At 64.2% G+C, this 21158-nt stretch carries 17 protein-coding genes; 7 read left to right on the top strand and 10 right to left on the bottom strand.

Going from position 1 to position 21158, the window contains the following annotated elements:
• Positions 1 to 32: 32 nt before the first annotated feature.
• Entirely contained in the window at positions 33 to 1463 is a 1431-nt protein-coding gene (locus tag ACM43_RS34230; RefSeq protein ID WP_271546152.1) for a hypothetical protein, read from the bottom strand.
• A 151-nt stretch (positions 1464 to 1614) separates the two neighbouring features.
• Positions 1615 to 2586 carry a S1C family serine protease gene (locus tag ACM43_RS34225; RefSeq protein WP_157286809.1) on the bottom strand — a complete coding sequence of 324 codons (972 nt, stop codon included), beginning with the start codon at positions 2584 to 2586 and terminating at the stop codon, positions 1615 to 1617.
• Between the two features lie 264 nt (positions 2587 to 2850).
• On the opposite strand from ACM43_RS34225, the gene ACM43_RS34220 reads away from it, so the two are divergent.
• The 6 genes from ACM43_RS34220 to ACM43_RS34195 all read left to right on the top strand — a co-directional run bounded on the left by ACM43_RS34220 (position 2851) and on the right by ACM43_RS34195 (position 10147).
• On the top strand, positions 2851 to 4269 hold the full coding sequence (locus tag ACM43_RS34220) for a M20 family metallopeptidase (protein ID WP_271546150.1): 1419 nt from the start codon (positions 2851 to 2853) through the stop codon (positions 4267 to 4269).
• 258 nt (positions 4270 to 4527) lie between these two features.
• Positions 4528 to 6318: a peptide ABC transporter substrate-binding protein gene (locus ACM43_RS34215; RefSeq protein ID WP_271546149.1), complete on the top strand. Its 1791-nt coding sequence runs from the start codon at positions 4528 to 4530 to the stop codon at positions 6316 to 6318.
• Between the two features lie 26 nt (positions 6319 to 6344).
• Positions 6345 to 7304: an ABC transporter permease gene (locus ACM43_RS34210; RefSeq protein ID WP_271546148.1), complete on the top strand. Its 960-nt coding sequence runs from the start codon at positions 6345 to 6347 to the stop codon at positions 7302 to 7304.
• On the top strand, positions 7270 to 8187 hold the full coding sequence (locus tag ACM43_RS34205; protein ID WP_035996800.1) for an ABC transporter permease: 918 nt from the start codon (positions 7270 to 7272) through the stop codon (positions 8185 to 8187). Before ACM43_RS34210 ends, ACM43_RS34205 begins: the two co-directional genes overlap by 35 nt.
• Positions 8187 to 9182, top strand: a complete 996-nt coding sequence (locus ACM43_RS34200; protein ID WP_036040321.1) for an ABC transporter ATP-binding protein — start codon at positions 8187 to 8189, stop codon at positions 9180 to 9182. Before ACM43_RS34205 ends, ACM43_RS34200 begins: the two co-directional genes overlap by 1 nt.
• Positions 9179 to 10147 (top strand): ABC transporter ATP-binding protein, encoded by a 969-nt coding sequence (locus ACM43_RS34195; protein WP_035996776.1) that lies wholly within the window; start codon positions 9179 to 9181, stop codon positions 10145 to 10147. The genes ACM43_RS34200 and ACM43_RS34195 overlap by 4 nt, the downstream gene beginning before the upstream one ends.
• A 29-nt stretch (positions 10148 to 10176) precedes the next feature.
• Here the strand turns inward: ACM43_RS34195 and ACM43_RS34190 are convergent, their stop codons facing one another.
• Together ACM43_RS34190 and ACM43_RS34185 are read right to left on the bottom strand one after the other, a co-directional pair.
• Positions 10177 to 12081 (bottom strand): sensor domain-containing diguanylate cyclase, encoded by a 1905-nt coding sequence (locus tag ACM43_RS34190; RefSeq protein WP_271546142.1) that lies wholly within the window; start codon positions 12079 to 12081, stop codon positions 10177 to 10179.
• A gap of 152 nt (positions 12082 to 12233) precedes the next feature.
• Positions 12234 to 12455 (bottom strand): dodecin, encoded by a 222-nt coding sequence (locus ACM43_RS34185; protein ID WP_036020706.1) that lies wholly within the window; start codon positions 12453 to 12455, stop codon positions 12234 to 12236.
• A gap of 178 nt (positions 12456 to 12633) precedes the next feature.
• On the opposite strand from ACM43_RS34185, the gene ACM43_RS34180 reads away from it, so the two are divergent.
• Complete coding sequence (locus tag ACM43_RS34180) at positions 12634 to 13515, top strand: DMT family transporter (protein WP_157286813.1); 882 nt, start codon at positions 12634 to 12636, stop codon at positions 13513 to 13515.
• Positions 13516 to 13535: 20 nt separating this feature from the next.
• On the opposite strand, the gene ACM43_RS34175 is transcribed toward ACM43_RS34180, so the two are convergent.
• The 6 genes from ACM43_RS34175 to ACM43_RS34150 form a co-directional block, all read right to left on the bottom strand.
• Complete coding sequence (locus ACM43_RS34175) at positions 13536 to 14093, bottom strand: HNH endonuclease (protein ID WP_057028390.1); 558 nt, start codon at positions 14091 to 14093, stop codon at positions 13536 to 13538.
• Positions 14094 to 14293: 200 nt separating this feature from the next.
• Entirely contained in the window at positions 14294 to 15271 is a 978-nt protein-coding gene (locus ACM43_RS34170; protein WP_271546140.1) for a peptidyl-alpha-hydroxyglycine alpha-amidating lyase family protein, read from the bottom strand.
• A 127-nt stretch (positions 15272 to 15398) separates the two neighbouring features.
• On the bottom strand, positions 15399 to 17159 hold the full coding sequence (locus ACM43_RS34165) for an NAD(P)/FAD-dependent oxidoreductase (RefSeq protein WP_271546138.1): 1761 nt from the start codon (positions 17157 to 17159) through the stop codon (positions 15399 to 15401).
• Positions 17160 to 17322: 163 nt separating this feature from the next.
• Complete coding sequence (locus tag ACM43_RS34160) at positions 17323 to 18849, bottom strand: acyl-CoA synthetase (RefSeq protein WP_271546520.1); 1527 nt, start codon at positions 18847 to 18849, stop codon at positions 17323 to 17325.
• 22 nt (positions 18850 to 18871) lie between these two features.
• Positions 18872 to 20053 carry an ABC transporter substrate-binding protein gene (locus tag ACM43_RS34155; protein WP_157286816.1) on the bottom strand — a complete coding sequence of 394 codons (1182 nt, stop codon included), beginning with the start codon at positions 20051 to 20053 and terminating at the stop codon, positions 18872 to 18874.
• 34 nt (positions 20054 to 20087) lie between these two features.
• Entirely contained in the window at positions 20088 to 21062 is a 975-nt protein-coding gene (locus ACM43_RS34150; RefSeq protein ID WP_271546136.1) for an NAD(P)H-dependent flavin oxidoreductase, read from the bottom strand.
• Between the last annotated feature and the right edge of the window lie 96 nt (positions 21063 to 21158).

Raw genomic sequence — 21158 nt, 5'->3', positions numbered from 1 at the left:
GGCTTGCGCCGCGGCGACCGCAGCGCGGTGCGCTATTTCTTCGCGGCCTTCTCCTGCGTCTTAAATCCCAGGTATGTCGAATTGACAATGCCCATCAGGAGCAGCAGATTCGTATCGAATTCCACGAAGATGAAGTTGGCGACGACGTTCCAGATAAAGATCACGGCGAGGATAGCGGTCCAGCCAATCATCTGAATCCTGTGCAATTTGGGTCCGTCTTCATCCGATAGCAGGTCGCTCCAGAATCTTTTCGATTTCACCCTTATCGGATTCTTGAGGTCGTCCCTATCCAGGATGACGGCAGCGATGCCAGTCACGCTGTTGATGCCGAGAAGCACGAGAATTGCTTCGGTGATGACGTTCCGGTAGATTCCCAGCGTGAGCCAGAGGAAGATGAAGCCCGCAGTCGAGAGCCACAGCCACAACGCCATCTGAGTGCGGCCGAGGCTGAACGTGCCTGCGGGGTCGTCCCTCGTTGGACTGGCCATGCATTCCTTTAGCTCGTCTTCAGCTTTCGTCTTGGCTTTCTGCAGATCAGCGTTCGTGGGGTCCGCGGCGGCCGCATCGCGTGCGGTCCTGGCATTTTGCTCCGCCAAATCGATATTTGTAAGCGAGTGATCGCGCAGGACGCTCGACTTGGCTGCAAAGATGGCGAAACCGGTCAACAGCAAGGCCATTGATAGCGCGCCCAGACCAACAATGTACGGCCAATACACCCGGAGTTCGATCGAGGATCTGGCTTCCGCCTCTGGCGTGCTGCTTTGCGATCTCGATACTCCGATCTTGAGCGGCATCGAACCCGAATTAGTCTTGTTCGCCAGCAAGCCGCGCCAGAATTTGGCGTCGTCCGACGCTGCATCAGGGGTCTGCCCGAACTCGAAAACGAGTGTTTGCGGTGCAGGTATAGCCGGCACCTTGAGCGACATCGGCGTGCGGCGTCCGTTCAGAAACAGCGTCACATCGACGACAGGAGGTGGCTGGTTCTGAGCGGCTTTGGCAACAGACAGGGCGACGTTGGCGACATCGAGCTTCTTCTCGGTTTCGGTCTTCGTCTTGGCATCGAGGGGGGTGTCAAGTTGTGTTTGTAGGTCCTTTACTTTCGTCTCGTTGTCTTCGACATCCTTCTTCAGCTTCTTTTCGCCAGCCTCGGACGCGACGCCGGCAACGACGACACAAAGGCGACCACCGAGCCTGATGGTACGGGGCAAGACGTCTACAATACGGAATTTCCCATTCGCGTCGTCAGCGGCGGATTTTGCGTTCGCAATAGAGCCAGGGTCGAGAGCGGCCTTCAATCCATCTCCGCAACCGGCATCGGCGACATTATTCGGCGCCTTTTGATTCGCTGGAGCGCCCGTGAGGAAAGGCCACTCGAACGCCGTACCAAGCATGCACATCACCAGCGCAACAATTCCCGCTAGCGTCAAAACGGCAGCGAGCGTCCTCGGAGGCACGCGGGGCATGGCAATTACCTTGAACAAAAAATGAGAGTAAAAATCACCAAGTTGTAGCTTGCAATGAGACAACCCAAAATTGCAAGCGATTATTCGCCGCAGCCTCCGGCGGAATATCCGGAGCTTGGTGTTGCGCTTGAGGGGTCTTGGCGACTCCCGCTCAGTGCAGCTTCGGCGCCTTCAGGAGCTTGAAGCGATCGGTCGACGTCACGGTGACGTCGAAGGTGACGCCTTCATGATGAACGGTGAGCGGCACGTCGACGCCGGCGGCGCCGAGCGCCCACATTTTCTTGTAGAAGGCGGTCTGGCTCGTCACCCTGTCACCGTTCACGGCGAGAATGACGTCGCCGGTCTTGAGCTCGGCGCGGGCGGCCGGGCCATTGGCGGAGATCCCGATCACCACCACGCGGTTGTCGATCTCGGTCGAGTAGAGTCCGAGCCAGGGTCGTGCCGGCTTGTTGACACGGCCGAACTTGCGCAAGTCCTCCAGGACCGGCTTCAAGAGGTCGATCGGCACGATCATGTTGACGTGCTCGGCCTCGCCGTCACGTTCGCGATCGAGTTGGAGCGAGCCGATGCCGATCAGCTCGCCGCGTTCGTTGAGCAGCGCCGTACCGCCCCAGTTCGGATGTGCGGGAGCGGTGAAGATGGCCTCGTCCAGCAGATATTCCCAGTAACCGGCGAATTCCTGCTTGGCCACGACCTGGCTCGCGACCGAGCGCGTGCGTCCGCCGGCGCCGCCGACCACGACGCGGTCGCCGATCCGTGTCGCCGCCGACGAGCCGAGCGGCAGCGGCGCAATGTCGAGCTGGCCGAGCGCCTGCACCAGCCCGAACCCGGTCTCGGAATCGAAGCCGAGCGCATGGCCCTCCACCACGCGTCCGTCGGCGCGGTGCAGCCAGACCGACTCTGCCTCGGTGATGAGATAACCTATCGTGAGCACCAGGCCGTCATCGATCACGACGCCGTTGCCGGCGCGTTCGGTGCCCAGTGTCTCGGCACTGAAGGCGTCCGGAGGGATGATGGCGTGCAGGCCGACGACGGAGCCGAGTGCGCGGTCGAGATCGAAACCATAGTCGCTCGCCCGCGGCTGGTTCGCCGGCGGCACTCTCCATTCGGTCACAGTGCTCATGGAGTTCTCCTGGCTGAGAGCATCGCTCCGGCAAGACTGGCGGAACAACGCGCGAAGCACGCCTAATTTAGGCCGGAGCAGGCCGTCTTGAAAGCCTCGTTCCCAACTATTCGGGAGAACGCCGCGTGAAATCTTGGAAAGGCCTGGAAACGCATCGTCATCTGATCCGGCGCATGGCTGCTGTCCGGCGCGGTGCTAGGCGCCGTGCAGTGAAGCTGCTAACCATTGCCGCCTCGTTTGACCAAGGGATCACGGACGACAAGCATGGACAACCGCAGCGACATTTGGCGTGGCATCGACACGATCAAGGCACGCTTCATCGACCTCAGCGACAGGGTCTGGGGCATGCCTGAGGTCTGCTACACCGAGGCGCGGTCCGCCGCCGAGCATCTCGCCGAGCTGCGTCATCAGGGATTCCGCATCACCGAGAGCGTCGCCGGCATCCCGACTGCGCTGATCGGCGAGTGGGGCGAGGGCGGTCCGGTCATTGCCTTCATGGGCGAGTACGATGCGCTGCCGGGCCTCAGCCAGGAGGCGGGTGTCGCCGAGCATCGCCCGATCGAAAACGGCGGCCATGGCCATGGCTGCGGTCACAACCTGCTCGGTTCCGCAGCGCTGCTCGCCGCGACCGCGGTGAAGGACTGGCTGGCCGAGAGCAAGGTGCCCGGCCGGGTGCGCTATTACGGCTGTCCGGCGGAGGAAGGCGGCGCGGCCAAGGCCTTCATGGTGCGCTCCGGCGCGTTCGAGGACGCCGACATCGCCATCACCTGGCACCCGCACAGCTTCTGGGAAGTGGCGGTGACGCCCTCGCTTGCGAATACGCGCGCGGATTTCATCTTCACCGGCCGCACTTCGCATGCGGCGGCCTCGCCGCATCTCGGCCGTTCGGCGCTCGATGCGGTGGAATTGATGAATGTCGGCGTGAACTACATGCGCGAGCACATGCCGAGCGACGCGCGCGTGCACTATGCCCTGCTCGACACCGGCGGCATCGCGCCGAACGTAGTGCAAGCCCATGCCCGCGTGCGCTATTCGATCCGCGCGCGCGATCTTCCCGGCATGAACGAGTTGGTCGAGCGTGTGTCCAAGATCGCGCAAGGCGCGGCGTTGATGACCGAGACCAAGGTCGAGATGAAGATCATCTCCGCGGTCTCCAACATCCTGCCGAACACGCCGCTGGAGCAGGCGCTGCATCAGGTCATGGAAGAGCTCGGACCGCCGCATTTCGACGATGCGGACAAGAGCTTTGCCAGCCAGATCCGTGCGACCTTGAGCGATAAGGATATCGCCTCGGTCTATTACGCGATCGGCATGGAGCCGACCGATCGGCCGCTGGCCGACTTCCTGGTGCCGCTCGATGCCAAGCGCAATCCGCTGGTCGGCTCGACCGATGTCGGCGACGTGAGCTGGGTGGTGCCGACCGTGCAGGTGCATGCACCGACGGTTGCAATCGGCACGCCCTTCCACACTTGGCAGGTGGTGGCGCAGGGCAAGAGCCCGCACGCGCACAAGGCCATGGTGCAAGCAGCCAAGGCGATGGCAGGTCTCGGCATCAAGGCGTTGACGGAACCGGAGCTGATCAAGGTTGCCAAGGCGGATCTCCAGAAGCGGACGGCCCGGACTCCTTACGTCTGTCCGTTGCCGGATCACGTCGCGCCGCCGCTCGACATGTCCGTGGCGTAGGAATTCGCCTCGATACTTCGTCTGATCCAGCGAACAAATTTTCCGCAGTGCAGCGCGCAATCCAGCAGATTTTGATGCTGGATTGCCGAACGGATGGGCTGCGGAGCGCAATTTTGCCCAACGGACAGCCAATAGACCGTTTGCATACACACGGTCCCAGTTGACGTGCACCCCATTCGGTGTGCCATCTACCGCCAGCCAAACCGGCGGTCGCGAGCGGCCGCCTGCATCCATGTCGGAACCAGACGGGGGACAACCATGCTGGACAAAGAGCTGCGTTCGATGATCGGTCAGGTGAAGGACGGGCGGATGGACCGCCGCGCCTTCGTCAAGCGCCTCGCCGCGGTCGGTCTCACCGCTCCCCTCGCCAACCAGCTCCTCGCGCTCGGCGGCGTTGCCATGGCGCAGAGCCCCGCGGTCTACAAGCCGACCAAGCGCGGGGGCGGCGGCCCTCTCAAGGTGCTGTGGTGGCAGGGGCCGACGCTTCTCAATCCGCATTTCGCCACCGGCACCAAGGACCAGGACGGATCGCGGCTTTTCTACGAACCGCTCGCCAGCTGGGACGCCGACGGCAATCTCAACCCCATCCTCGCTGCAGAGATTCCTTCGCTTGCAAACGGCGGTCTCGCGGCCGATGCCAAATCAGTGGTCTGGAAAATCAAGCCGGGAGTCAAATGGCACGATGGCAAGCCGCTGACTGCCGACGACTTCGTGTTCACCTGGCAGTACGCCAGCGATCCCGCCACGGCTGCCGTCAGCATCAGCACCTATGGTGAAATCACGGTCGAGAAGGTCAGCGATCTTTCGATTCGCATCCTGTTCAAGACCCCGACGCCGTTCTGGGCCAACGCGTTCGTCGGCGCTTATGGATGCGTTCTCCCCAAGCATCTGTTTGCCGACTACAAAGGCTCGAAGTCCCGCGAGGCGCCGAACAATCTGGCCCCGGTGGGCACCGGTCCCTACAAGTTCGTCGAGTTCAAGCCGGGCGATGTGGTCCGCGGCGAGCTCAATCCAGACTATCACATGCCCAACCGTCCGCATTTCGACACGATCGAGATGAAGGGCGGCGGCGATGCCGTCTCGGCGGCGCGCGCGGTGATCCAGACCGGCGAATTCGATTTCGCCTGGAACATGCAGGTCGAAGACGACGTGCTGCTGCGTCTGGAGAAGGGCGGCAAGGGCAAGACCGTCTATGCCACCGGCGGCGACATCGAGTTCATCGCGATCAATTTCACCGATCCGAATGTCGAGATCGACGGCGAACGCTCCTCGATGAAGACCAAGCACCCGATCTTCTCCGATCCGAACGTGCGCAAGGCGCTCGCCCTACTCGTCGACCGCGACTCCGTCAAGAAGGCGATCTATGGTCGGGCCGGCCGCACCACGGCCAACTACCTCAACGGCCCCGAGAAGTTCGTCTCCAAGAACACCTCGTGGGAGTTCAACATCGAGAAGGCGTCGAAGATGCTCGATGACGCCGGCTGGAAGGTCGGCGCCGACGGCATCCGCGAGAAGGACGGCAAGAAATTCAAGCTTCTGTATCAGACCTCGACCAACGGTCCGCGCCAGAAGACCCAGGCCATCGTCAAGCAGGCCTGCCAGAAGGCCGGCATCGACGTGGAGCTGAAATCGGTCGTCGCCTCGGTCTTCTTCTCGTCTGACGTCGCCAACCCGGACACCTATCCGAAGTTCTATGCCGACATCGAGGAGTTCCAGATCCCGATGACGCAGCCCGATCCGGCCCTGCACATGCGGCGCTACATCTCCGCCAATGTGGCCACCAAGGAGAACAAATGGCAGGGGCAGAACTTCCCGCGCTACGTCAACAAGGAGTATGATGACGCCATTGCTGCGGCTGAGACCGAGACCGATCCAGTCAAGCGCGCCGCGCTCTACATCAAGTGCAACGACCTGTTGTGGCAGGACACCGTGTTCATTCCGGTGATGCATCGCCTGCTGGTGGATGCCTGCTCCAACACGTTGCGGCCGGCGCTCTCGGGCTGGGCCAATCGGACCGATAACCTCCAGGACTGGTACCGGGAGGCATGAGCGCAGGCTAGACGGGATTCTTCCCTATGAGTCAGTATGTCCTGCGTCGCCTCCTGATTGCCGTTCCGAGCCTGCTGGCGATTTCGCTGGTGCTGTTCGTCGTGCTTGCACTCGCGCCCGGCGATCCGTTCTCCGAACTGGCCACCAATCCGAACGTGCCGCCCGAAGTTCAGGCGGCACTCCGGGCCAAGTTCGGTCTCGACGATCCGATCTACCTCCGCTACCTGCACTGGCTCAACGCCATGCTGCACGGCGACTGGGGCTTCTCCTTCGTCAGCCGGATTAACGTCGACACGCTGATCCTCCAGCGCCTGCCCGCCACGCTCTACGTGATCGGCTCGGCGCAGATCCTGGCGCTGCTGATCGCGATCCCGGTCGGCGTCTATGCCGCGACCAGGCCGTATTCGCTGTTCGACCAGATCGCGAATACGCTCGCCTTCGTCGGCTTCTCGCTGCCGACCTTCTTCACCGGCATCCTGTTCATTCTGATCTTCTCGGTCACGCTGGACTGGCTGCCTTTCGTCTACACCACCGACATCAAGGCCACCGGCATCCGCTGGGTGCTGGAGATGATCCGTCAGGCGATCATGCCGGTGGCGGTGCTCGGCCTGTTCCAGGCGGCATCGATGACGCGCTTCGTGCGCTCGGCGATGCTCGACGTCATCCGGCTCGATTACGTCACCACGGCGCGGGCCAAGGGCCTCGGCCAGACCACGGTGATCATCAAGCACGTGATGCGCAACGCCATGATCCCCGTGGTCACGCTGATCGCGTTGCAGATGCCCGCGGTGTTCGGCGGCGCCATCGTCACCGAGCAGATCTTCCGCATTCCCGGCATCGGCTCGCTGCTGATCTCCTCCATCCTTTCCAACGACACGCCGGTGGTGATGGCCGTCACCTTCGTCTTCGCGTGCCTCGTGGTGCTGTTCAATCTCATCGCGGACGTGCTTTATGGCTGGCTTGACCCTCGCATCTCCCTCCGCTGAGCGGCGCGCCTATTCGCCCTGGCGCGAAGCATGGCGGCGTTACAGCCGCCACCGGCTCGCGGTGGTCAGCGCTGTCCTGCTCCTCATCCTGGTGCTCGCCGTCGTGCTTGGGCCGTTCGTGTGGCGTGTGAAGATCAACGAGATCGACATCGTCGCGGGCCTGCAGGGTCCGTCGCTCGCCCATCCCTTCGGCACCGACGATCTCGGCCAGGACATTCTGGCGCGCATGATCTATGGCGGCCGCATCTCGCTCGCGGTCGGGCTCGCCGCGATGCTGGTCGCTGTCATCATCGGCACAGTGATCGGCGCGCTCGCCGGTATGTCGCGCGGCGCGCTCGGACACGGATTGATGTGGCTCACCGACCTGTTCCTGTCACTGCCGCAGCTGCCGCTGCTGCTGCTGCTGATCTATCTGTTCCGCGACGGGCTGAAGCAGGTGTTCGGGCCCGAAGGCGGCATCTTCATCTTGATCGTGCTCGTGATCGGAGGTCTGCGCTGGATGCCGGTGGCGCGGCTGGTGCGTGCCCAGTTCTTGTCGCTCCGCGAAAAGGAGTTCGTCGAAGCCGCCCGTGCGCTCGGTGCCAGTCCGGTGCGGCAGGTGGTGCGGCACATCCTGCCCAATGCGGTCGGCCCGGTGATCATCGCCGGCACCATCGACGTCGCCGCCGCGATCATCGCGGAATCGACGCTGTCCTTCCTCGGCCTCGGCTTCCCGCCGGATACCCCGACCTGGGGCCGGCTGCTGTTTGACGCCAAGGATTTTCTCGACATCGGCCCGCACTGGGCGTTGTTTCCGGGCGGCGCGATCTTCGTTGCGGTGGTGGCCATCAACTTCATCGGCGACGGTCTGCGCGACGCGCTCGATGCGCGACGGGTGATCTGATGGCGCCGCTGCTCGAGATCAAGGGCCTGAAAACCCACTTCTCCACGGACGACGGCATCCTCCAGGCCGTCGACGGTGTCGACATCTCCATCAACAAGGGCGAGACGCTCTGCGTCGTCGGCGAATCCGGCTGCGGCAAGACCGTGACCGCGATGTCGATCCTGAAGCTGATCGCGATGCCGCCGGGCCGGATCGCGGCGGGCCAGATCATCTTCGAGGGGCGCGATCTGGTGCCGCTGACCAGCAACCAGCTCGACGAGATCAGGGCGAAGGAGATCGGCTTCATCTTCCAGGAGCCGATGACCTCGCTCAATCCGGTGCTCACCATCGGCGAGCAGATCGCAGAGAGCCTGCGGCGGCACGAAGCGGTGACCAGGAAGCAGGCGCTCGAGCGCACCATCGAGATGCTGAAACTGGTGCAGATCCCGAACGCCGAAGGCCGCGTGCACAATTATCCGCATCAGTTTTCCGGCGGCATGCGCCAGCGCGTGATGATCGCGATGGCGCTCGCCTGCAAGCCGAAGCTGATCATCGCCGACGAGCCCACCACCGCGCTCGACGTCACCATCCAGGCGCAGATCCTCGACCTATTGCAGGACATGAAGGACCGCTTCGGCATGGCGGTGATGCTGATCACCCATGCCATGGGCGTCGTCGCCGAGACAGCGCAGCGCGTCGTCGTGATGTATGCCGGCAAGGTGGTGGAGGAGGCGCCCGTCGACGATCTCTTCGGCGATCCCCGTCATCCCTATACGCAAGGCCTGATCCGCTCGATCCCGCGCATCGATCTCGACAGCGAGCACAAGACGCGGCTCGAGGCGATCGGCGGCTCTGTGCCGATCCTGATCAACCCGCCGGTCGGCTGCCGCTTCGCGCCGCGCTGCAAGTTCGCCATGAATGTCTGCACCGAGAAGGAGCCGCTGCTGCGCGAGATCGCGCCCGGTCACCGCATGGCCTGTCATCTCGGAGATACCAGCGTGGGAGCCGCGTCATGAGCGAGCCCTTGCTCCGCGTCAGCGGCTTGAAGAAACATTTCCCGGTGCTCGGCGGCCTCTTGTCGCGCCAGGTCGGCACGGTCTACGCGGTCGACGGCGTGTCGTTCTCGGTCAACCGCGGCGAGACGCTCGGCCTGGTCGGCGAATCCGGTTGCGGCAAGTCGACGACCGGGCGCTGCGTGCTGCGCCTGATCGAGCCGACTGACGGCGAGGTCACCTTCGACGGCCAGGACGTGCGCAAGCTCGGCGGCAACGATCTGCGCGCGATGCGGCGGAACATGCAGCTGGTGTTCCAGGATCCGTTCGCCTCGCTCAATCCGCGCATGACGGTCGGGGCCATTCTCGGCGAAGCCTTTACCATCCACAATCTCGCCTCCTCCTCGAAAGAGCGCGAGGAGCGCGTTGCGGGGCTTCTGGTCAAGGTCGGGCTCAAGGCCGAGCACATGCGACGCTATCCGCATGAATTCTCCGGCGGCCAGCGCCAGCGCATCGTGATCGCGCGCGCGCTCGCGGTCGAGCCGAAGCTGATCGTCTGCGACGAGCCGGTCTCCGCGCTCGACGTGTCGATCCAGGCCCAGGTCATCAACCTGCTGGAGGACCTTCAGGCCGAGCTGAACCTGACCTATCTGTTCGTCGCGCACGACCTCTCGGTGGTCGAACACATCTCCGACCGCGTCGCGGTGATGTATCTCGGCCGCATCGTCGAGCTCGCGAAAGCCAGCGACCTCTACCGCAACCCGCAGCATCCCTACACCAGGGCGCTGCTGTCGGCGGTGCCGGTGCCAGATCCAAAACTCAAGCGCGAGCGCATCCGCCTCAAGGGCGACGTGCCGAGCCCGATGAAGCCGCCCTCCGGCTGTCACTTCCACACCCGCTGCCCGATCGCCCAGCCACGCTGCGCGGAAAGCGCGCCGCCGCTGAAGGAGGGCGCGGGCGGCCATTTCGTGGCGTGCCATCTGGCGTAGTGCTATGAATCCGTAGACGGCCGATCAGCTCACGCGCTTTTCGCGGGCCATGCTATCACCTGGCCCGACATCACCAGCCGGTCTCGGCCGCTCTCCTTGGCGACGTAGAGCGCCCGGTCGGCGGCGGCAACCAGCGTGCTAGACTCCATCGCGGTCTGGGACGGAAGAGCCGCGGCGCCGCCGATGCTCGCAGTCACCAGCCGCGAAGGCGGATTTTGCGCGTGCAGCATGGCGAGATCGAGCAGCGCCTGGCGAATCGCTTCGCCGACCTCGGCGCAGCCTTCAGGACCGGTGTTCGGCAGCAGCACGGCGAATTCCTCGCCGCCATAGCGCGCCGCGAGGTCGGCCGGACGCCTGGCCTGGGCGGATAAAATCCGGGCCAGCGCGCGCAGGCAGGCGTCGCCCGCCAGATGCCCATAGAGGTCGTTGAATTTCTTGAAATGATCGACATCGATCAGTAGTAGCGAGAGCTGAGTTCCGTCGCGCCGAGCCCGCGCCCATTCGTCGGCAAGGTGGTCGTCGAAGGCGCGACGGTTGGCGAGGCCGGTGAGACCGTCAGTGGTTGCCAGCGAGGCGAGCCTGTCCTGAAGATCCTTCTGCTTGGTCATGTCGCGCACGACCGCGACGACGCCGTCGATCACGCCGCTGTCGGACGCCACGGTCACGTGCAGCGCGGCCTCGGCCCAGATCTCGCCTTTGTCGCGATGACGCTGCCGATAGACGAACCGCGCTTCCTCCGCCTCGCCATTCTTCAGCGCGGCGATGGCCTGCTCAACTCGTTCCATGTCGTCGGCGTGAATGCCGGCCAGGGCCGAGGTGCCCATCAGTTCTTCGGCCGACCAGCCGGTGATGCGCGCGCAGGAGGGAGAGACGTAGAGCAACCGGTTATCCAGCCCGATGCGGGTCACCATGTCGCTGGATTGCTCGGCCAGCAGGCGGAAATTGGCTTCCTTGGCGACCAGGGCCTGTGCCGTGCGCTGCCGCTGCATCAGCTGACGGACGAGATAGTAGCCGATCACCGCGATCAAGAGGACGAGTCCGAGGACGAAGCTCATGCGTGCTGCTGCCGCCCGCCGCCAGGGGGCGAGCACGTCGTCCTGCGACTTGCTCGCCAGCACCATCAGCGGATAGCGGCTGCTGCGCTGGTAGTAGCTCAGCCGCTGCACGCCATCGAGCGGCGATTTGAAATAATAGACCGCCGCGGCGGGGCGGCTCTTCCAAGTCCTGAACAGGGGCGCATCGGACAGGTCGCGCCCGACGAAGGCACCGCTCTCGTCGCGGCTGCGCGCCAGCATGATGCCGTTGTCGTTGAGCAGAGATGCTGAACCGCTCGGCCCGATATCGAACCGCTCATAGAACTTGACGAAATAGCTGACATCGATCGTGAGCAGGGCAACGCCGGCGAAGCCGCCGTCGGAATCGTTGATCCGGCGGGAAGCCGTGATGATCCACTGGCCGCCGGAGCGGCTCTTGACGGGCCGCCCGATCAGCGTGCCCCTCTCCGGAGAATCGCGATGGCGCTGGAAATATTCGCGGTCGCTGTTGTTGAGCTTGGAGAAGTCGAGCCGCTCCGTCGTGGCCAGCCAGCGGCCGGTCGCATCATAGATGAAGATGCCGCGGATGCGCTCCGATGATTTGCGGGTGGGCAGATAGGCCTGGAGTTTCGTAATCGTGTCCGCACCCGTCCCGTCGATTTCGAGCCGGTGGACCAGCCCGACGAGAATCGTATCGGCAAGCTCGAACGTGTCGTCCGCATGCTGAATCAGCGAATGAGCAACGTTGGCGACGTCGATCTCGGCGTTCCTCAGATCGGCGTTGCGCGCCTCCCATTCGCGCCAGGCGCTCAGGCCAAGGATGGCAACGCAAATCAGCACGACGAATCCGGCCGCCCAGAGCGGAAGACGCGTCTTGCCGAGTTCGCGGCTCGTGACCATCAGGCGTGCTCCAAATCGGAGCAAACCTCTCACTTTCGCCTTAACGGCCTGTTGCAATATCCGCGATGATTGTGCGGGGTCCGTACTCGACCGGGGAACCGTCGATATCTTGGTTCATTCGCGTCAGCGGACGTTAACCACGCTCCAGGGCCTCATCCTTCCAACGTGAAGCCGACGCGCAGCGTCACCTGAAAATGACGCACGGCGCCGTTCTCGACATGGCCGCGCGTTTGCACGACCTCGAACCATCTTATTTCGCGAACGGTCTTGGAGGCGCGGCTGATAGCGTTCTTGATCGCATCCTCGATCGAGGTCTCGGATGATCCGACGAGGTCCAGGATCTTGTAGACGTGATCGTGCTCGGCTGTGGGCATGGCCTTCCCTCATTTGGTATATTGCCATCCGAAACATGCGTATGGCGGAACGTGCGCAGGCGAGCGTGCCTGGCCCACGGTCTGAACGGTCGTGGAAGCTTCGGGTTCCGTGCTCCGCGATGGCCCGCATGCACCAGGCGAGGTGGAGCGGCCGGCGCCGGCCTGCTAAGCGCTGGGTATGGACACGGCGCGACGCGACAGGACGATCGGCTCTCTCTGCCTGTGCGTAACGGCGTTCGGCTGGGCGTTGAACTGGCCGCTGATGAAGCTGCTGCTGCAGCAATGGCCGCCTTTGTTCGCGCGCGGCCTTGCGGGTGTTTGCGCCTCGCTCATTCTCGGCACCCTGGTGCTGATCCGGAAGGAATCCTTCGCCGTCCCGCGCGAGGCGGTGCCGCGCCTCTTGTTTGCGACCTTCACCAACGTCTTGGCCTGGATGGGTCTCGGCACGGTCGCGATGAAATATGTGAGCGTGAGCGAGGGCGCGCTGCTCGCCTATACGATGCCGATCTGGGCGATGCTGTTCGCCTGGCCGGTGCTGCACACGCGGCCGGCGCGACGGGATGTTCTCGGGCTTGTCCTCGGCATCGCCGGCGTCACGCTGCTCCTGAGCGGCAACGGTCTTGCGTTCAGCACCGACAAGCTGGTCGGCATTGCGCTCGCACTGCTCTGCGCCATCCTGTTCGCGCTCGGTAACGTGCTGAACCGCAAGCCGCTTCCGATGCCGCCGCTGGTCGTCGTCGCCTGGCAGGTCGGGCTCGGCTGCGCCACGATGCTGGTCCTCGGCGTGCTGTTCGAGCGCCCCGACGTCACCGCCATCACTCCGCTGGGGCTCGGCTGCTTCGTCTACATGACGCTGGTGCCGATGGGCCTCTGCTACGTCACCTGGTTCGAGACGCTGCGCCGTCTGCCGCCGACCACGGCTTCGACCGGCATGCTGATCGTGCCCGTGATCGGCGTCGTCTCCGCGGCGATCATTCTCGGCGAGCCGCTCGGCTATCGCGAATGGACGGCGATGGCGCTCACGCTCGGCGGCGTGACGCTGGCGTTGCAGCGGGGGTAGCAGAGCGCGCTGGTTCGCCCCTACGGATCCAGCTCCGTATCCCAGTACAGATAGTCCAGCCAGCTGTCGTGCAGATAGTTCGGCGGAAACAGCCGGCCGTTGCGGTGGAGTTGGTGCACGGTCGGTGCGAACGCCGTCTGGCGCGGAAACATTTTGGACTGCGCCGGGGTGAGGTTGCCCTTGCGCAAATTACACGGCGAGCACGCCGCGACCACGTTCTCCCAGGTGGTCTGGCCGCCTTTGCTGCGCGGGATGATGTGATCGAAGGTGAGGTCTTCGGGCGAGCCGCAATATTGGCAGGCGAAACGATCGCGCAGGAAGACGTTGAAGCGGGTGAATGCGGGGTGGGTGGTCGGCTTGACGAAGGATTTGAGTGAAACGACGCTGGGCAGCTGCATTTCCAGCGTGGGACTTCGAACCGCCTGATCGTAATGTGCGACGATGTTGACGCGGTCGAGGAACACCGCCTTGATCGCGTCTTGCCACGACCACAACGACAGTGGGTAGTAACTCAGCGGCCGGAAGTCCGCATTCAGCACCAACACCGGCCAACTGCCTTGCGAGACATGTGCGTTCAAGTAACGCTCCCGGCCTCCAATATACGCTGCGAAGCAGCATGTAGTGACATACTACATGCAGCGTGACGGGATTGTGAAGCCCGTTGAGCGACTTATTCAAGCGCAAGCAATGCGGCGGCGGGGTGGCAAACGTGCTCAAAAAGCCGCGATCCAGGGGGCGCGCGGAACCGCCCCAGCATGGGCTGCCGTTGCCATGGCAGCTACTCCCGTACCCGCTCCAGCTTCTGCAGGCAGCGCGTCGCGCGCACCGCGGCCGGCATCTCCTCGTCCGGAAAGCTGGTCGTCCAATTGGTGACGCCGACCTCGCCGACATAGATGTCACCCCTCGAGTCCAGTGCGAGCCCATGCGGCGCGAGGAATTTGCCGCTGGCAACGCCCGGGCCCTCCTCGCCGCCAAGCCGTGCGATGCGTTTGCCTTGTGCATCGACGATCGACAGCCGCGGGCCGAGATTGGGCACATTGCGGTTGATGGCAAGGCCGGGGCCGAGCTCGCCGATGACGAAGGTCGGGCTCTTGGCCCCGCCGCAGCAGCACAGCGCGCAGGGCCGGTGCAGATTGTTCCACTGCGTCTCGTATTTGCCCTCGCCGTCGAACACCTGGACGCGGTGGTTCTCGCGATCGGCGACATAGACCCAGCCGTCGGCATCGGTGGCGATATTGTGCACGATATTGAACTGGCCGGGATCGGTGCCCGGCTCGCCCCAGCTCTTGATCAGCTTGCCGTCGGGCGTGAATTTGTGCACGCGCGCATTGCCATAGCCGTCGGAGACGTAGATCTCGCCCTTCGGCGACAGCGCGGTATGGGTGCAGCGGTGGAACGGCTCGCCGCTCATGAACGGCGCCGGCTTTGCGGGAATGCCGATCGTCAGCAGCACCTTGCCGTCGGTGGTGCATTTGCGCACGGTATGGTCGCCGTCGTCGGTGCAATAGAGATTGTCGTCGGCGTCGATATGCAGGCCGTGCGCGCGCGAGAATAGGCCCTCGCCAAAACTGCGCAGGAAATTGCCCTCGCGGTCCAGCACCACCATCGGGTGGGCGCCGCGGTTGAAGACGTAGACGCGGTCCTTGCTGTCGACCGCGACCGAGGCGACGTCGGTGAGTTGCCAGCCGTCCGGCAATCTCGCGAAGTTGTCGACGACGCGGTAGCGGTGCTCGCCGGTGCCGAGAATGGCTGGCATTGATATCTCCTCTTGTCATTCCGGGGCACGGGGAGCGTGAGCCCGGAATCCATCGGGCCGCGGGTTCCGGAGTTTCCATGGATTCCGGGTTCGCGCTGACGCGCGCGCCCCGGAATGACGGCTGTAGCTATATTCGTGCCAAAATCCCTTCCTCGATCGCCTTGATCTGCAGCGCCAGATATTTCGAGTTGATCCGGCATTGCGCCAGGCTCCCCGCAATGAACCAGAGGCCGGGCTGCTTGGTGCGCGCATACATGTTGCGCAGCTCGAAGCCGTCGCCAAAACCCCAGATCGGGCCGACGCGGTCGGCGATGCCGTCGCCGAACAGCTTGCGCACCAGATACTCCTGCGGCTTGTAGCCGGTCGAGAGCACGATCAGGTCGGCGGCGATGATTGAGCCGTCCTTCATCCGCGCGCCCTCGGCGTTGAAGCTTTCGATGTCGGAAATCTGCCTGAGCTTGATCTTGCCCTCGACGATCAGGTTGGAGCAGCCGACGTTGAAATAATAGCCGCCGCCACGGGTGAGGTATTTGAACTGCCAGCCGGTGCCGGCCTCGCCGAAATCGAGCCTGAAGCCGACGCGCGAGAGGCCGTCGAGCAGCTCCTTGTCGAGCTCCTTGGATTGCTCGGTCAGCATCACATGCGTCTTCTTCGCGAGCGGCGTCGGCATCGAGGCCGCGATCAGATCGTTGTCCTCGAGCGTGCCCTCGTTGTAGGTCGCATAGGCCAGCTGCGCCGACGGCTCGATATTGGTGACCAGCGTCGGCGAACGCTGCACCAGCGTCACCTCGGCGCCGCTGGAATGAAGATCCTGCGCGATGTCGTGACCGCTGTTGCCGGTGCCGATGACGATCGCGCGCTTGCCGGTCCAGTTCTCCCCGTCCTCGTAACGGCTGGAATGCACCAGCGTGCCCTTGAAATTGTCGAGGGTCGGAATGTCGGGAATGTTGGCGATGCCGCTGACGCCGGTCGCCATGATCACATGGCGCGGATGCATGGTGCGCTTGCTGCCGTCGGCGCGCCGCAGCGTGACGGTCCAGTGGCCTTTAGCCTCGTCATAGGCGCCGCCCTCGAAGTCGGTGCCGGTCCAGAAGTTCAGCTCCATCGCATCGACATAGGCCTCGAACCAGTTGGCGAGCTTGTCCTTGGGGATATAGACCGGCCAGTTCGGCGGAAACGGCATATAGGGCAGGTGATTCACCTGCACCTGGTTGTGCAGGGTCAGCGCGTGATAACGCTTGCGCCAATTGTCGCCGATCCGCATCTCGCGATCGACGATCAGGGTGTCGACCTTCAGCTGCTTTAGCCGCGCAGCAATGGCGAGCCCGGCCTGGCCGCCGCCGACCACCAGCACGGCCGGGTCACGATCGACATAGTCGCGCGAGGCGTTGCGCTGGTCGAGCCAGTTCGGCCCGCGGAAGTCGCGCGAATAGGCCTGGCCGCGCGGCCGCGAGGTGCCGAGTTGTTCCTCGAAGCCTTTCAATTCGTCGAGCGCGGTGAGCAGCGTCCAGGCTTTCAGGCTGTCGTCAGGGCCGTCGGGAATGAGCCGGACGATGCCGCTGCCGCGGCCGAGCGCGGTCTCAAAATTGAAGATCGCTTCGATGTTGTTGGTGCCGGCCCGCGTCACCCAGCGCGGCGGCGCCCGGTTCGGTGCGATCTTGAAATTGGTCGGCGTTGCCTTGGGCGCCAGCGCGGCCAGCGCTTGCGCAATCGTCTCGCGCCCGGCGATTGTCTGCAGGTTCCAGCTCAGCGCCAGCACGTCGCGCCAGAAGCCGTCGGCGAGGAAGAGCGGGCCCAGCGTCGCGGGATCAGGTCTGCTTAAGGTGCGCTCGAAGTCGTCGAGCCAGGCCTGTGCGGCAATGGAAATATCCTGCGTCCGGTCCAGCATGCGCGACCTCATGGCCGTCTTCGCGGCGTTTCCTCAGAGATCGAACGCTATACGGTTTCGCCGCCCGCCAAAAGCCGCGGACCCGAGCGAGGCCGGCATGCGGCCCTGCCCGGACGGAATATGGCCCGGAATTCCACGCGTGCGGACGCCGCCGGAGAACGGCTTAAGCGCCGCCCGGCCCCCGGTCTGCCCAATAGGGATCGCGCAGCTTGCGCTTGAAGATCTTTCCGGTTGCCTCGCGGGGCAGCGCATCCAGGAACTTGACCTCCTTCGGCACCTTGAAGTTGGCCAGGCGTTCGCGCAGATAAGCCTGCACCGCGGCGGCCGAGAGTTGCTCGGCCCTGTCGGGTTCGATGCAGGCGCACAGCCGCTCGCCATATTCCGCGTCCGGGATGCCGAACACGGCGCAATCGCGCACGCCGGGCATCGCGATCAACACGTTCTCGATCTCGGCGGGATAGATGTTGACGCCGCCCGAGATCACCATGTCGCGCTTGCGGTCGCACAGGAACAGATAGCCGTCCTCATCGAGATAGCCGACGTCGCCGACGCTGACGAGACCGTCGCGCCCGGCCTCGGCGCGCGCCTGCGCCTTGCCGTGATAGTCGAAATCGGGCACCGCGGTCTGGCGCATGTAGATCTCGCCGACCTCATTGACATCGCAGAGGCTGCCGTCGTCGCGAAAGATCTTGACGATGCCGCCTTCGATGGCGCGGCCGACAGTGCCGGGCTTCTTCAGCGCCTCTTCGGCCGAGTGCCAGACCGGGATGCCGGTCTCAGTCGAGCCGAAATATTCGTTGATGACCGGTCCCCACCACTCGATCATGGCCCGCTTCACCTCGGGCGGGCAGGGCGCCGCGCCGTGCACGACGAAGCGCAGCGACGACAGGTCGTAACGCTGCCTGACCGCTTCGGGCAGGCGCAACAGGCGCACGAACATGGTCGGCACCATGTGGATATGCGACACACGGTGGCGCTCGATCAGCGCCAGCAGCTGCTCAGCGTCGAAGCGCGGCTGAAGCACGATGGTGCAGCCATTTCGGAACGCCATCATGCCGTAGGAATGCGGCGCCGAGTGATACATCGGCCCGTTGATTAGCACGACCTGGTCCTCGCGCGGCTTGATGCCGTAGGCGATCGCGCCGACCCGCTCGGAGGCGGCGGCCTGTTCCGGCTGCATCGGCATACGCCGCACGCCCTTCGGCATGCCTGTCGTGCCAGAGGTGTAGATCATCGCCGCGGCCCGGCGCGGCGGCTCCTGCATTTCGGTGTGGCCGTCGCGCCAGCGGTCCCAGTCGGTGAGGCCAGCCGGGATCTCGGCCAGCTCCTGGGGAATGGCGAAGGTCGCCGCCAGCTCGGGCGGCGTCGCGACCACGAGCAGGCGGACATCCTCCGGAGTGCCGCCGCGGATTTGCGGCAGCAGGTCGGCGTGGCAGATCAGGATCTTCGCGCCGCTGTCGGTCAGGATGTAGCGGACCTCCTCGGCCTTCAGGTGCCAGTTGATCGGCACCACGGGGCTGCCCAGTGCGGCCGAGGCCGCGACCACCTCGAACAAGGCGAAGTCGTTGCGCAGCATCATGGCGACCGGTGCGCCTTCGGCAAGGCCGAGGGCGCGCAGCCCGCTCGCCGCGCGCCTGATGCGCGCCTGGATCTCGTCATGGCCGATCCGGCGTTCGCCGCTGATGATCATGGTCATTCCCATTCCGTTGGAGTCAGCGATCGTCCAGCACGTCGCCGAAGCCGACCCAGCTCTTGCCGTTGAAGCGCCGCAGCTGCAGCTGCTGGAACGGCAGATAGTCGTCGGCTGCGGTGCTGACGGATATGCCGGGCAGCAGCAGCGGCAGCTTCACCTCTTTCAGCGAGGCGGACTGGCGCATGATGTTGTCGCGGCTGAAATCGTCCTTGCATGCCTTCAGCACCGTCATCAGCAGCGTCGCGTAATGGTAGCCGGCCGCATAGTTGGAGTTGGAGAGGTCCGCATTCGGCATGTACTGCTTCATGAAGGCGAAATACTCCTTCACGCCGGGATCGCTGGCCCATTGCGGGTCCATCGTGTCCTTCTGGTTGCTCGACGAGATCAGGCCGACGGCGTTCTCGAGCCCGGCAGGCTCCAGGAACGAGATCGACGAGGCCGAGGTCGGCACGAAGAACAGCTCGGGCTTCCAGCCGAGCTCGGCGACGCCCTTGATCATCTGCGAGGTGAACTTGCCGAGCACGACGCCGAACAGCACGTCGGCGCCCGATGCCTTCAGGGTCGAGAGCTGCGAGCTGATCGTCGGCGCGCTGGTCTCGTAGGTCGCCTCCGCAACGATCATGCCGGCGGCCTTGTCCCCGAGCGCGCGCTTGAAGCCGGCGACATAGTCGCGGCCGAAATCGTCGTTCTGGGACAGGATGGCGATCTTGGCGCCCGGCTTGGTGCGCAGCACGTGCTTGGCATAGACCACGCCTTCGGATTCATAGGCGGCCATGCCGGGCATGGTCCATGGATATTTCTGCGGATCGGCCCATTTGGTCGCGCCGGAAAGCACGAACAGCTGCGGCACCTTCTTGCCGTTGAGGTAGCGATGCACGGCGCTATTGGTGGCGGTGCCGAGCGAGCCGAACAGCATCAGCACTTCGTCCTGCTCCACCAGCTTGCGGGTCTGCTCAACCGTCTTCGGCGGCGAGTAGGCATCGTCCAGCGTGATGAACTTGACCTTGCGGCCGTTGATGCCGCCTTCGGCATTGATCTTCTCGAAGAACGCCTCCTGCGTCCGGCCGATCGCACCGAAGCCGGAGGCCGGGCCGCTATAGGGCAGGGTCTGTCCGATCCGTATCTCCGTGCCTTCGGCGTGGGCGCTGTCCGTGGCGAGTGCCAGCAGGGACAGACCGATCAGTGCGGCTGCCAGCTTCATGATATCCTCCCGTTTGTCTTGTCAGTTGGAGACGTCAGGCGCAGACGCGCATTAGGAAATCCTGCCTCGCCTGATCGAATTCACGCTTCATGCGGTCGACGAGCTCCGCAACGGGCGGGGCATCAGTAATCTGGCCGATGCCCTGGCCCGATCCCCAGATGTCGCGCCACGCCTTGGACTTCATGTTGCCGCCGGAGCCGAAATTCATCTTCGATTTGTCGGCGGCGGGGAGGTTGTCCGGATCGAGGCCGGCGGCAGCGATCGACGGCCCCAGGTAATTCCCGTGCACGCCGGTGAACAGGTTGGTGTAGACGATGTCGTGCGCGGCGTGCTGCGTCAGCGCAGATTTATAGGCCTCATCGGCGTTGGCTTCCTGCGTCGCGATGAAGCGCGTGCCCATATAGGCGAGGTCGGCGCCCAGCGTCAGCGCCGAGGCGATGCCATAGCCGTCGCTGATCGCGCCCGACAGCAGGACGGCGCCGTCAAACCATTGCTTGACCTCGCGCACCAGCGCAAAGGGCGACAGCGTGCCGGCGTGCCCGCCCGCACCGGCGCAGACCAGGATCAGGCCGTCGACGCCCTGCTCGGCGGCCTTGCGCGCGTGCTTGACGTTGATGACGTCGTGGAACACCAGCCCGCCATAGGAATGCGCGGCCTCGACGATCTCCGCCGGCGGCCGCAGCGAGGTGATGATGATCGGCGCCTTGTGCTTGACGCAGGTCTCCATGTCCTTCATCAGCCGGTCGTTCGAGGCATGGCAGATCTGGTTGACGGCGTAGGGCGCGACCTTCTTGCCGGGATTGCGCGATTGGTACTCGCCGAGCTCGTCCTCGATCCGGCTCAGCCATTCGCCGAGCTTCTCGACCGGGCGGGCATTGAGCGCGGGAAAGGAGCCGACGACGCCCGCCTTGCACTGAGCGATCACCAGTTCCGGGCCGGAGACGATGAACAGCGGCGAGCCGACCACGGGCAGCTCGAGCGAATCCTTCAAGAGATTGGGTAGTGCCATCATGTCCTCCCGAAACGCAGCCCCGCCCGCGGGCGGATGACGAGGCGTTTCCGTATTGATTGTCGCGCGGGCGGATGGGCCGCCCGGGCCGCGGAT

This window comes from Bradyrhizobium sp. CCBAU 45321 (assembly GCF_028128975.1).
Classification (GTDB): domain Bacteria; phylum Pseudomonadota; class Alphaproteobacteria; order Rhizobiales; family Xanthobacteraceae; genus Bradyrhizobium; species Bradyrhizobium yuanmingense.
The sequence above is the reverse complement of the archived record's forward strand: the minus strand, read 5'-3'. Positions and strand labels throughout refer to the sequence as shown.

Coding starts and splice junctions, on each gene's coding strand:
- ACM43_RS34230 (WP_271546152.1), bottom strand. CDS start 1,463: ATGCCCCGCGTGCCTCCGAGGACGCTCGCTGCCGTTTTGACGCTAGCG.
- ACM43_RS34225 (WP_157286809.1), bottom strand. CDS start 2,586: ATGAGCACTGTGACCGAATGGAGAGTGCCGCCGGCGAACCAGCCGCGG.
- ACM43_RS34220 (WP_271546150.1), top strand. CDS start 2,851: ATGGACAACCGCAGCGACATTTGGCGTGGCATCGACACGATCAAGGCA.
- ACM43_RS34215 (WP_271546149.1), top strand. CDS start 4,528: ATGCTGGACAAAGAGCTGCGTTCGATGATCGGTCAGGTGAAGGACGGG.
- ACM43_RS34210 (WP_271546148.1), top strand. CDS start 6,345: ATGAGTCAGTATGTCCTGCGTCGCCTCCTGATTGCCGTTCCGAGCCTG.
- ACM43_RS34205 (WP_035996800.1), top strand. CDS start 7,270: ATGGCTGGCTTGACCCTCGCATCTCCCTCCGCTGAGCGGCGCGCCTAT.
- ACM43_RS34200 (WP_036040321.1), top strand. CDS start 8,187: ATGGCGCCGCTGCTCGAGATCAAGGGCCTGAAAACCCACTTCTCCACG.
- ACM43_RS34195 (WP_035996776.1), top strand. CDS start 9,179: ATGAGCGAGCCCTTGCTCCGCGTCAGCGGCTTGAAGAAACATTTCCCG.
- ACM43_RS34190 (WP_271546142.1), bottom strand. CDS start 12,081: ATGGTCACGAGCCGCGAACTCGGCAAGACGCGTCTTCCGCTCTGGGCG.
- ACM43_RS34185 (WP_036020706.1), bottom strand. CDS start 12,455: ATGCCCACAGCCGAGCACGATCACGTCTACAAGATCCTGGACCTCGTC.
- ACM43_RS34180 (WP_157286813.1), top strand. CDS start 12,634: ATGGACACGGCGCGACGCGACAGGACGATCGGCTCTCTCTGCCTGTGC.
- ACM43_RS34170 (WP_271546140.1), bottom strand. CDS start 15,271: ATGCCAGCCATTCTCGGCACCGGCGAGCACCGCTACCGCGTCGTCGAC.
- ACM43_RS34165 (WP_271546138.1), bottom strand. CDS start 17,159: ATGCTGGACCGGACGCAGGATATTTCCATTGCCGCACAGGCCTGGCTC.
- ACM43_RS34160 (WP_271546520.1), bottom strand. CDS start 18,849: ATGATCATCAGCGGCGAACGCCGGATCGGCCATGACGAGATCCAGGCG.
- ACM43_RS34155 (WP_157286816.1), bottom strand. CDS start 20,053: ATGAAGCTGGCAGCCGCACTGATCGGTCTGTCCCTGCTGGCACTCGCC.
- ACM43_RS34150 (WP_271546136.1), bottom strand. CDS start 21,062: ATGGCACTACCCAATCTCTTGAAGGATTCGCTCGAGCTGCCCGTGGTC.